Here is a 10758-nt window from a genome sequence, read left to right on the forward strand (position 1 = left end):
GGCCCCGGCTGCCCCGCCGCCCGCTCCCGCGCCGCCGCCGGTCGCGCCGGTTCCGGTGCCCATCCCGCTACCGATACCCGGGTTCGGCGGGCCGCCCGGAGGGGGCTTCGGCGGTGGTCACGGCGACGGAGGTCATGAGGGTGGCGGACACGGTGGATTCCCCGGCGGCCCGCGCGGTGGGTTCGGCGGCGGTCACGGGCACGGCGGGTTCGGGATCCCGGGCATCCCTGGCATCTAGGCCTTTCGCGGCCACCTGTCATCTGCCGTTTGCCTCCCGCTCAGCGGCGCGATGCAGTTAGCTCATCGCGGCCACCTACACCGGTGGTATGCGATGCACCGTCTTTGGCACCGGTTACCTGGGTGCCACCCACGCGGCAGGGATGGCGGAACTGGGACACGACGTCGTCGGCGTCGACATCGATGCGGGCAAGATCGCCAAGCTGGCCGGCGGTGACATTCCCTTCTACGAGCCCGGACTGCGAAAGTTGTTGAGGGACAACCTGGCCGCCGGGCGGCTGCAGTTCACCACCGACTACGACCTGGCGGCCGATTTCGCCGACGTCCACTTCCTGGGCGTGGGCACCCCGCAAAAAAAGGGTGAATACGGCGCCGACCTGTGCCACGTGCACGCCGTCATCGACGCGCTGGTGCCCCGGTTGACCAGGCCGTCGGTGCTCATCGGCAAGTCGACGGTTCCGGTGGGCACCGGGGCGGAGCTGAACCAGCGCGCCGCCGCGCTGGCGCCGCCCGGGGTCGACGTCGAAATCGCTTGGAATCCGGAATTCCTGCGCGAGGGCTATGCGGTGCACGACACCCTGCATCCCGATCGCATCGTGCTTGGGACGCAACAGGCTTCGACGCGTGCGGAGGCCGCCGTCCGTGAGCTGTATGGTCCCTTGCTGGACGCGGGGGTCCCGTTCCTGGTGACCGACCTGCAAACCGCGGAGTTGGTGAAGGTTTCCGCCAACGCCTTTCTGGCGACCAAGATCTCGTTCATCAACGCGATCTCCGAGGTGTGCGAGGCGGCGGGCGCCGACGTCAGCCTGCTGGCCGACGCGCTTGGGTACGACCCCCGCATCGGACGCCAATTCCTCAATGCCGGACTGGGTTTCGGCGGCGGCTGCCTGCCCAAGGACATCCGCGCGTTCATGGCCCGCGCGGGCGAGCTTGGGGCCGACCAGGCGCTGACATTCCTGCGCGAGGTCGACAGCATCAACATGCGCCGGCGCACCCGGATGGTCGAACTGGCCACTGCGGCGTGCGGCGGTTCGCTGCTGGGCGCCAACATCGCGGTGCTGGGTGCGGCATTCAAACCCGAATCCGACGACGTGCGGGACTCACCCGCGCTCAACGTCGCCGGGCAGCTGCAGCTCAACGGCGCGGCGGTCAACGTGTACGACCCCAAGGCGCTGGACAACGCGCAGCGGTTGTTCCCGACGCTGAACTACGCGGTGTCGGTCGAAGAGGCCTGCGAACGCGCGGATGCGGTGCTGGTGCTGACCGAGTGGCGGCAGTTTGTCGACCTCGACCCCGACGACCTGGCCGACCGGGTGCGGGCCCGCGTCATCGTCGACGGGCGCAATTGCCTCGACTTCGCCCGCTGGCAGCGGGCCGGGTGGCGGGTGTTCCGGCTCGGGGCGCCGCGGCCCTAGCGGGGATCGCGAGCGCGGCGGAGCGGGGCGCTGCGGGTCGCCGCCATCGGCCTAGCGGGGATCGCGAGCGCGGCGGAGCGGGGCGCTGCGGGTCGCCGCCATCGGCCTAGCGGGGATCGCGAGCGCGGCGGAGCGGGGCGCTGCGGGTCGCCGCCATCGGCCTAGCGGGGATCGCGAGCGCGGCGGAGCGGGGCGCTGCGGGTCGCCGCCATCGGCCTAGCGGGGATCGCGAGCGCGGCGGAGCGGGGCGCTGCGGGTCGCCGCCATCGGCCTAGCGGGGATCGCGAGCGCGGCGGAGCGGGGCGCTGCGGGTCGCCGCCATCGGCCTAGCGGGGATCGCGAGCGCGGCGGAGCGGGGCGCTGCGGGTCGCCGCCATCGGCCTAGCGGGGATCGCGAGCGCGGCGGAGCGGGGCGCTGCGGGTCGCCGCCATCGGCCTAGCGGGGATCGCGAGCGCGGCGGAGCGGGGCGCTGCGGGTCGCCGCCATCGGCCTAGCGGGGATCGCGAGCGCGGCGGAGCGGGGCGCTGCGGGTCGCCGCCATCGGCCTAGCGGGGATCGCGAGCGCNGGGTAGCACCCGACCAGCCGGCGCCGCCCGCGCCGGCGGCGCCGAGCAGCCCGGCGGCCCCGCCGTTTCCGCCGTTGGGGTGGCTGGCGCCGCCTGAACCGCCGGCCCCGCCATTGCCGATCAAGATGCCGGCGTCCCCGCCGTTGGCCCCGGTGCCCGGCGCCCCGTTGGCGCCGTTGCCGATCAGCGGGCGCCCGAACAGCGCCTCCGTCGGCGCGTTCATGGCGTTCATCAGGGTCTGCTGGACGTTGGCGGCCTCGGCGCTGACGTACGAGGCCCCGCCCGCGCTCAAGGTCTGCACGAACTGGTCATGAAACGCCGCCGCCTGGACGCCCAGCGCGTGAAAGTCCAGCGCGTGGCTGGAAAACAGCGAGGCGACCGCCACTGACACCTCGTCGGCGCCGGCGGCCAGCATCCGTGTCGTCGAGGCCGCCGCGGCCGCCTGGGCGGCGCTGAGCGTGGTACCGATGCCGGCCAAATCCGAAGCCGCCGCCCCCAGCGCCTCCGGTGCAGTGAGCACAAATGACATTCCCCCGCACCTTTCGTCAGGTCCTGGGACGGACGTTATCGCTGCCGCGGGGTCGGCGCAGTGGATCGACGGGTCCGGGCCGGCGGTAACCTGACCGCGTGGACTATGCCGCGGCGTTCCTCGACGAGAACCGGGCGTTTGCCGAGCTTTTCCGCGACGCCGACGAGTCGACGCCGGTCCCGACGTGCCCGGGCTGGACGCTCACCCAACTCTTGCGCCACGTCGGGCGCGGAGACCGCTGGGCGGCGCAGATCGTGCGCGACCGGCTCGACCAGTACCTCGACCCACGCACCGTGGAAGGCGGCAAGCCGCCGCCTGATCCCGCCGACGCGATCTCCTGGCTGCGGGGCGGCGCGCAGCGGCTGGTCGACGCCGTCGAGTTGTCGGGTGTGGAAACGCCGGTGTGGACCTTCCTCGGGACGCGCCCGGCGAATTGGTGGGTTCGGCGGCGGCTGCACGAGACGGCGGTGCACCGCGCTGACGCCGCCCGCGCCACCGGCGCCGAATTCACCCTCGACGCGGGAATCGCAGCGGACGCGATCACGGAATGGCTTGAGCGGGTGGCGATTCAGGCCGGAGCCGAAGGGGCGCCGCTGCCACTCGAGGACGGCGACACGCTGCACCTGCATGCCACCGATCCGGGGCTCGGTGACGCCGGCGAATGGACGATCCGGGTGGACGGCGGCGCCATCGCCTGGTCGCACGACCATGGCAAGGGCAGCGCGGCGCTGCGCGGCGGCGCCACCGAGTTGCTGCTGGCAATCGTTCGCCGGGTCCCGGTGGCCGACACCGGCATCCACCTGTTCGGCGATGACGCCGTGTGGCAAAAATGGCTGGACCGTACGCCTTTATAACTCGGGTGGACACGGTACCTTGCTGACCATGACCACATCGGAGATCGCCACCGTTCTGGCGTGGCACGACGCCCTCAACGCCTTCGATATGGAGACGTTGGAGGCGCTGTCCAGCGACGACATCGAAATCGGCGACGCCCACGGGGCCGCCCAGGGCCATGAGGCGCTGCGCAGGTGGGCCGATTCCCAGCGAGGCACGGCCGAGACCGGCCGGATGTACGTGCACGACGGCGTCGTAGTCGTCGAACAAAAGATCACCACCCCCGACGGGGGCGTCACCAACGCCGCGTCGGCGTTCCGGGTGGTCCACGACCACGTCACCGCGGTGTTCCGGCACGACGATCTGGCCGCCGCGCTGGCGGCCACCGAAGTCACCGAGGCCGACCTCGTCAATTAGCGGCCGAAGAGGAGAGGCAGATATGCGCGGGATCATCCTGGCGGGCGGATCGGGCACTCGCCTGCATCCGATCACCATCGGCATCAGCAAGCAGCTGCTGCCGGTCTACGACAAACCGATGGTCTACTACCCGCTGTCCACGCTGATGATGGCCGGCATCCGCGACATCCTGATCATCACCACGCCCCACGACGCGGCCGGCTTTCAGCGGCTCCTCGGTGACGGCTCGCAATTCGGCATCAACCTCAGCTACATCCAGCAGGCCCAACCCGAAGGCCTGGCACAGGCCTTCGTGCTCGGCGCCAACCATCTCGGCAACGATTCGGCGGCTCTGGTGTTGGGCGACAACATCTTCTACGGCCCGGGCCTGGGCACCAGCCTTGGTCGGTTCCAAAGCATTAGCGGCGGAGCGATTTTCGCTTACTGGGTGGCCAACCCGTCGGCCTACGGCGTCGTCGAGTTCTCCGACGACGGCATCGCGCTGTCGCTGGAGGAGAAGCCGGCCACGCCGAAGTCGCAATACGCGGTGCCGGGCCTGTACTTCTACGACAACGACGTGATCGAGATCGCCAAGAACCTGAAGAAGTCGCCGCGCGGTGAATACGAGATCACCGAGGTCAACCAGATCTACCTCAACCGGGGCCGGCTGTCGGTCGAGGTGATGGCCCGTGGGACGGCGTGGCTGGACACGGGCACCTTCGACTCGCTGCTGGACGCCAGCGACTACGTCCGCACGCTGGAACGCCGCCAGGGACTCAAGGTCAGCGTTCCCGAGGAAATCGCGTGGCTGCAGGGCTGGATCACCGACGAGGAGCTGGCCCAACGGGCCCGGACCCTGGTCAAGTCCGGTTACGGCGACTACTTGCTGGGGTTGCTGGAACAGCGGCGGTGAGTTCGCCGAGTCGGCATCACGCCGGCTAGGACGACCCGAGGTTCCCGGGCTGGCCGAGCAGCAGCCCGCCGTTGCCGGGATTGCCGGGGGTGCCGGNACCGCGTAGAGGATGGCCGCGGACGCCACCAGCGCGACCGGGACGGCCGGCGCGCCGTCGCGCAGCGCGGGCAGCAGGAACACCACCAACACCAGGAACGCGACCACGATGCCGACCAGCGCGAGCAGCCCGCGCCAGCGGGCCACCGCGACGACCACCACCGCGAACGCGACGGCAAGGGCAACCAGTTGCCAGCCGCGCTCGAAGTCGTAGAAGGCGTAGCTGGTCGTGCCCTGCTCGTCGACCTGCCGGACGAGCCGGACGCGATCACCCGGCGCGAAGTGCGGCTGCCCCGGCCCCGGCGACGCCTCCAGCAGCGTCTTGGCGCCGGCGTTGGGCCCGGAATCGATGGCCATCAGCGTCTGCGTGCACCGCCCGGCGCCGGGGGCCGCCGGCTCCGGCGCCGTGGTGAGCACCTGACCCGCGGACGCGCTGCCGCAGTCGGCCAGGGTGCTGGACAGCACGTGCCCCCGCTGGGTGCTCACGGCGCCGCCGGCGGCGTTCTGAAAGGGCATCGGGATGTCGACGTGCTGGCGGCTCGGCCAGAGCAACACCGCACCCGCGATCACGGCCACACCGATGGCGACCAGCAGCCCGACGACGATCTTGGCGGGCGCCGGGCCCAGCGGAGACGGGCCCCCGGACAAGCTGTGCGAGTGCAAGTGTGTCACCCGGTCGAGGGTAGAGGGCGCCGCTGCGAGCCTGCTTACTGCCGATAACTGGTCAGGAAGTTGCCCAGCCGCTCGATCGCGGCGGCGAGGTCGCGCGACCACGGCAGCGTCACGATGCGCAGGTGATCGGGCTCGGGCCAATTGAATCCGGTGCCCTGTGTCACCAGGATCTTCTCGGACAACAGCAGCTCGAGGACCAGTTGCTCGTCGTCGACGATGTCGTAGACCTCGGGGTCCAACCGGGGAAACGCGTACAGCGCGCCCTCGGGCTTGACGCAGGACACGCCCGGGATCTCGTTGAGTTTGGTCCAGGCGACGTCGCGCTGCTCGAGCAGCCGGCCGCCGGGAAGGACCAGATCCTCGATGCTCTGATGGCCGCCGAGGGCGACCTGGATCGCGTGCTGCGCCGGGACGTTCGGGCACAACCGCATGTTGGCCAGCAGGCTGATTCCCTCGATGAAGCTGCCGGCGTGCTCCTTGGGGCCGGTGATGGCCAGCCAGCCGGCCCGGTAGCCGGCGACCCGGTAAGCCTTCGACAGGCCGTTGAAGGTCAGGCACAGCATGTCGGGTGCGAGCGAGGCCACGTTGATGTGCTTGGCGTCGTCGTAGAGGATCTTGTCGTAGATCTCGTCGGCGAGCAGGAGCAGTTGGTGCTTGCGCGCCAATTCGACCATCTGGGTGAGGATTTCGCGGCTGTAGACCGCGCCGGTCGGGTTGTTGGGGTTGATCACGACCAGCGCCTTGGTGCGTTCGGTGATCTTGGATTCCAAGTCGGCGATGTTGGGTTGCCAGCCCTGGGTCTCGTCGCACAGGTAATGCACCGGGGTGCCCCCGGCCAGCGACGTCGACGCCGTCCACAGCGGGTAGTCCGGCGCCGGGATCAACACCTGATCGCCGTTGTCGAGGAGGGCCTGCAGCGTCATCGTGATCAGCTCGGAGCACCCGTTGCCCAGGAACACGTCGTCGACGTCGAATCGGGGGAAGCCCTCGACCAACTCGTAGCGGGTGACCACCGCGCGGCGGGCGGGCAGGATGCCCTGCGAATCCGAGTAGCCCTGGGCGTACGGCAGCGCCTGGATCATGTCGCGCATGATCACGTCGGGCGCCTCGAAGCCGAACGGCGCCGGATTGCCGATGTTGAGCTTGAGGATGCGGTGCCCCTCGGCCTCCAGCCGCGCGGCGTGCTGGTGCACCGGGCCGCGGATCTCGTACAGGACGTCCTGGAGCTTGGACGACTGCGCGAAGGTCCGCTGCCGGTGATGACCGACGGCGTGCACGGGCAGCTGGTGTGTAGTCACGTCACCTATGGTGCCATTGTTGTCCAGCCAAATTTGCTGACAGCATCAATTTGTGATCAACGCTTACCCGGCGGACGAGCGCCGCGCGCGATGCCCAGCCCCTTCACGGGCGCCGCGGGCTTTGCTGAGTCCCCGTCGGACTGCGCGGACGGCCCCGGCTTGGGCTCGGCTTTCGCCTCGNTGACCGGCCGCTCCAGAGGCCCCCGCCCCGCCCGCCCCGCCGTCGCCGAGCAACCAGCCGCCGGGAGCCCCGTTTTGCCCCGTCCCGGACGCCCCATTCGCGCCGTTACCGATGAGCGGACGCCCCGTCAGCGCCTGGACGGGCGAATTAACGACGCTCAGGAGCTGCTGCTGCGCGTTGGCGGCTTCGGCGGTCGCGTACACGCCAGCGTTGCCGCTCAACGCCTCCACAAACCGGTCGTGGAACTCCAAAGCCTGTGCGCTGATCACCTGGTACTCCTGCGCGTGTGAACCGAAGATCGCTGCGATGGCCGCCGACACCTCGTCGGCGCCGGCGGCCAGCACCGCCGTCGTGGGCACGGACGCCGCCGCGTTGGCCGTGCTCAGCGTCGATCCAATCCCGGCGACGTCCGACGCCGCTGCCGCCAACGCCTCCGGTGCTACGACGAGTAAGGACATCAGAACCTCCGACGCGGTCGGGCCGACGGCGGCTGCCCGGGAGGGTCACCACCGACTGACAGTTTCGGCATCGTATGCCGACCCGTGCGGGCTGCATTCGGCTTTCCGAGAATTGCTGTTTTCAGATCCGACTGGCCGCGACTTACCTTGCTGGGGTTGCCGGAACCGCGGCGGTGACGTGGGCCGGTGCCACCGCCGGTTTGGCCAGCACCGCGGCGATCCCCGTCGTCAACGGCACCGACAGCGCCAGCGCGATGCCGCCCACCGCGGAGCGGGCGAGCTCGATGGCCACGCTCTCGCTGGTCAGCACGTCAGTCAGCGAGCGGTTGGAGACGCTGAACAGCAGCAGCAACGGCAGCGACGTGCCGGCGTAGGCCAGCACCAGCGTGTAGACCGTGCTGGCGATGTGGTCGCGGCCCACCCGGATGGCGCCCAAGAAAACCGCCCGCCGCGAGCCCCCGAGGTGGGCGAGCTCGAACACCGTCGACGCCTGAGTCACCGTCACGTCGTTGAGCACACCCAGCGACCCGATGATGAACCCGACGAGGAGCAGCCCGCTGATCGACACGTTGCCCAGATATGCGGAGACCTGGCCGTTCTGGTCGTCCGACAGGCCGGTGAGATGCGCCAGATCGACTGCAGCCCAAGATAATCCGGCCGCCAGCAGCAACGCGGACAGGGTGCCCAGCAGCGCGGCGCTGGTGCGCAGATTGANTCGGCGGGCGCGGTCGCGGTCGCAGTCGCGGCCTCGGCCTTGGGCGCCGCCTTGGGCTTTTCGGCGGCCCGCTTCTCGGCTTCCTTTGCGGCCGTGCCCTTTTCGGGCAGGGTGGTCTTGTCGTACTCGAGCGACCCGAGGAGTATCTGGGCGACGTCGAGTACCTCGACGCCGCTGCGGCCCGATTCCTCCTGGCGGTCGTTGACGCCGTCGGTGACCATCACCCGGCAGAACGGGCAGCCGGTGGCGATCGTGGCGGCGTTGGTGGCCAGCGCCTCGTCGACGCGTTCGTGGTTGATCCGCTTGCCGATGTGCTCTTCCATCCACATGCGGGCACCGCCGGCGCCGCAGCAGAAGCTGCGCTCGGCGTGGCGCGGCATCTCGGTGAGGTTGGCCCCCGCGGCGCCGATCAACTCCCGAGGCGCCTCGTACACCTTGTTGTGCCGGCCCAGGTAGCAGGGGTCGTGATAGGTGATGTCCTGCGACACGGGCGTGACCGGCACCAGCTTGTTGTCGCGCACCAGCCGGTTGAGCAGCTGGGTGTGGTGCAGCACGGTGTAGTTGGAGCCCAGCTGCCGGTATTCCTTGCCGAGGGTGTTGAAGCAGTGCGGGCAGGTCACCACGATCTTGCGATCGACGGTCTCCACGCCCTCGAAGACGCCGTCCAGGGTCTCGACGGCCTGGGCGGCCAGCTGCTGGAACAGGAACTCGTTGCCCGACCGGCGCGCGGAGTCGCCGTTGCAGGACTCACCGGTGCCCAGCACCAGGTACTTCACGCCGGCGATGGCCAGCAACTCGGCGACGGCCTTCGTGGTTTTCTTCGCCTTGTCGTCGTAGGCGCCCGCGCAGCCCACCCAGAACAGGTACTCGAAGCCGTCGAAGCTGTCGACGTCCTCGCCGTACACCGGGACGTCGAAGTCGACCTCGTCGATCCAGTTGGTCCGGTCGGCGGCGTTCTGCCCCCACGGGTTGCCTTTGGTCTCGAGGTTTTTGAACAGCACCGACAGCTCGGAGGGGAACTCCGACTCCATCATCACCTGGTAGCGGCGCATGTCGACGATGTGATCGATGTGTTCGATGTCCACCGGGCACTGCTCCACGCAGGCGCCGCAGGTCACACAGGACCACAGCACGTCGGGGTCGATGACGCCGCCCTGTTCTTCGGTGCCGACCAGGGGGCGGGTGGCCTGCGCCGGTCCCGAGCCCATCACGCGGCCGAAGCCCGACTCGGGGACGTGGTGCTCCTCGGCGTGCTTCTCGCCGGCCAGTTCCTCGCCGATACCGCCCTCCGGCGTGTTCTCGGCGGGGGTCTCCTTGTCGCCGAGGATGTACGGCGCCTTGGCCATCCAGTGATCCCGCAGGTCCATGATGACGAGCTTGGGCGACAACGGCTTTCCGGTGTTCCACGCCGGACACTGCGACTGGCAACGCCCGCATTCGGTGCAGGTGGCGAAGTCGAGCATTCCCTTCCAGCTGAAGTCCTCGATCTTGCCGCGGCCGAATTCCGCGTCGTCGGGCGGATTTTCGAAGTCGATCGGCTTGCCGTCGGCCTCGATCGGCAGCAGCGGGCCGAGTGCGTCGGGCAGCCGCTTGAAAATGACGTTGATGGGCGCCGTGAAGATGTGCAGGTGCTTGGAGTGCAACACGATGATCAGGAACGCCAGCATGACCGCGATGTGCAACAGAAGGGCCGTCGTTTCGATGATCTCGTTGGCGGGCTGGCCGAGCGGGCGCAGGATCGCGCCGAACAGCTGCGACAGGAACGCGCCCTTGCCATAGGGCAGCGTGCCGTTGTTGACCGCGGACCCGCGGACCAGCACGTACGTCCAGATGACGTTGAAGATCATCAACAGCACCAGCCAGGCGCCGCCGGTGTGCGAGCCGTAGAACCGCGACGAGCGACCGTATTCCTTCGGCTCGGTACGGAGTCGGATGATCGCGAACGTGGTGATGCCGAGGAAGACGCCGGTGGCGAAGAAGTCCTGCAGGAAGCCCAGCGCGTCCCAGCGCCCGATGATCGGGATGTGGAAGTTCGCCTGGAACAGGAATCCGTAGGCCTCGATGTAGACCGTGAGCAGGATGAAGAAACCCCACATGGTGAAGAAGTGCGCCAGGCCGGGAATCGACCACTTCAGCAGCCGGCGCTGCCCGAAGACCTCGGCGATCTCCGTCCAGAGCCGCCGGCCGACGTCGTCGGTGTGCCCCGGCGCAGGTTTGCCGGAAGTGACCAGCCTGAACAGGAAAAGGACCCGCCGCGCGGCGAAGGTGAGCACGAGCAACGTCATGCCCATGCCCACGATCAGTCTGATGAGCATCTGCGTGGTCACAAAAACTCTCCCCGATGCATAGTTACTTAGCCTGCTCTGTTTCCCGATTAGCCCTGCTCATAGTTGCATCTCCGCGGCTTTCGATGCGAGAAAGGCTGCCCTAACTTACTGCCCGTCCCG

General features: G+C 69.1%; 6 protein-coding genes and 6 pseudogenes. 5 read left to right on the forward strand and 7 right to left on the reverse strand.

Annotated elements, in window-relative coordinates; genetic code table 11:
• Both BN4348_RS62025 and BN4348_RS57515 read left to right on the forward strand, forming a co-directional pair.
• A partial coding sequence (locus tag BN4348_RS62025; protein WP_235852835.1) for a hypothetical protein occupies positions 1–238 on the forward strand: 238 nt, incomplete at its 5' end.
• 88 nt (positions 239–326) lie between these two features.
• Complete coding sequence (locus BN4348_RS57515; protein WP_066917529.1) at positions 327–1652, forward strand: UDP-glucose dehydrogenase family protein; 1326 nt, start codon at positions 327–329, stop codon at positions 1650–1652.
• Between the two features lie 577 nt (positions 1653–2229).
• On the opposite strand, the pseudogene BN4348_RS62030 reads toward BN4348_RS57515, so the two are convergent.
• Both BN4348_RS62030 and BN4348_RS62035 read right to left on the reverse strand, forming a co-directional pair.
• Positions 2230–2442, reverse strand: a pseudogene (locus BN4348_RS62030) (PGRS repeat-containing protein); the annotation flags it as partial.
• Positions 2443–2526: 84 nt separating this feature from the next.
• A pseudogene (locus tag BN4348_RS62035) lies at positions 2527–2748 on the reverse strand (PE family protein); the annotation flags it as partial.
• A 98-nt stretch (positions 2749–2846) separates the two neighbouring features.
• On the opposite strand from BN4348_RS62035, the gene BN4348_RS57530 reads away from it, so the two are divergent.
• The 3 genes from BN4348_RS57530 to rfbA are packed head-to-tail and all read left to right on the forward strand — an operon-like array spanning position 2847 to position 4891.
• Entirely contained in the window at positions 2847–3602 is a 756-nt protein-coding gene (locus tag BN4348_RS57530) for a maleylpyruvate isomerase family mycothiol-dependent enzyme (protein WP_066917531.1), read from the forward strand.
• 28 nt (positions 3603–3630) lie between these two features.
• Positions 3631–3999 (forward strand): nuclear transport factor 2 family protein, encoded by a 369-nt coding sequence (locus tag BN4348_RS57535; RefSeq protein WP_066917532.1) that lies wholly within the window; start codon positions 3631–3633, stop codon positions 3997–3999.
• 22 nt (positions 4000–4021) lie between these two features.
• Positions 4022–4891 (forward strand): glucose-1-phosphate thymidylyltransferase RfbA, encoded by an 870-nt coding sequence (rfbA, locus tag BN4348_RS57540; protein ID WP_066917533.1) that lies wholly within the window; start codon positions 4022–4024, stop codon positions 4889–4891.
• Positions 4892–4990: 99 nt separating this feature from the next.
• Here the strand turns inward: rfbA and BN4348_RS57545 are convergent.
• From BN4348_RS57545 to BN4348_RS57565, 5 genes and pseudogenes are all read right to left on the reverse strand, one after another.
• Positions 4991–5659: pseudogene (locus BN4348_RS57545) on the reverse strand (YibE/F family protein); the annotation flags it as partial.
• 35 nt (positions 5660–5694) lie between these two features.
• Positions 5695–6984, reverse strand: coding sequence for a pyridoxal phosphate-dependent aminotransferase (locus BN4348_RS57550; RefSeq protein WP_066917535.1), 1290 nt, complete (start codon positions 6982–6984; stop codon positions 5695–5697).
• A gap of 147 nt (positions 6985–7131) precedes the next feature.
• Positions 7132–7596: pseudogene (locus BN4348_RS57555) on the reverse strand (PE family protein); the annotation flags it as partial.
• A gap of 142 nt (positions 7597–7738) precedes the next feature.
• A pseudogene (locus BN4348_RS57560) lies at positions 7739–8320 on the reverse strand (YibE/F family protein); the annotation flags it as partial.
• A pseudogene (locus tag BN4348_RS57565) lies at positions 8290–10638 on the reverse strand (heterodisulfide reductase-related iron-sulfur binding cluster); the annotation flags it as partial. The pseudogenes BN4348_RS57560 and BN4348_RS57565, both read right to left, overlap by 31 nt.
• Positions 10639–10758: the final 120 nt, after the last annotated feature.

Source organism: Mycobacterium interjectum, assembly GCF_900078675.2.
Taxonomy (GTDB): domain Bacteria; phylum Actinomycetota; class Actinomycetes; order Mycobacteriales; family Mycobacteriaceae; genus Mycobacterium; species Mycobacterium interjectum.

What these genes read in the sequence shown, in the direction of transcription:
- BN4348_RS57515 (WP_066917529.1), top strand. Translation starts at nt 327, where the DNA reads ATGCGATGCACCGTCTTTGGCACCGGTTACCTGGGTGCCACCCACGCG.
- BN4348_RS57535 (WP_066917532.1), top strand. Translation starts at nt 3,631, where the DNA reads ATGACCACATCGGAGATCGCCACCGTTCTGGCGTGGCACGACGCCCTC.
- rfbA (WP_066917533.1), top strand. Translation starts at nt 4,022, where the DNA reads ATGCGCGGGATCATCCTGGCGGGCGGATCGGGCACTCGCCTGCATCCG.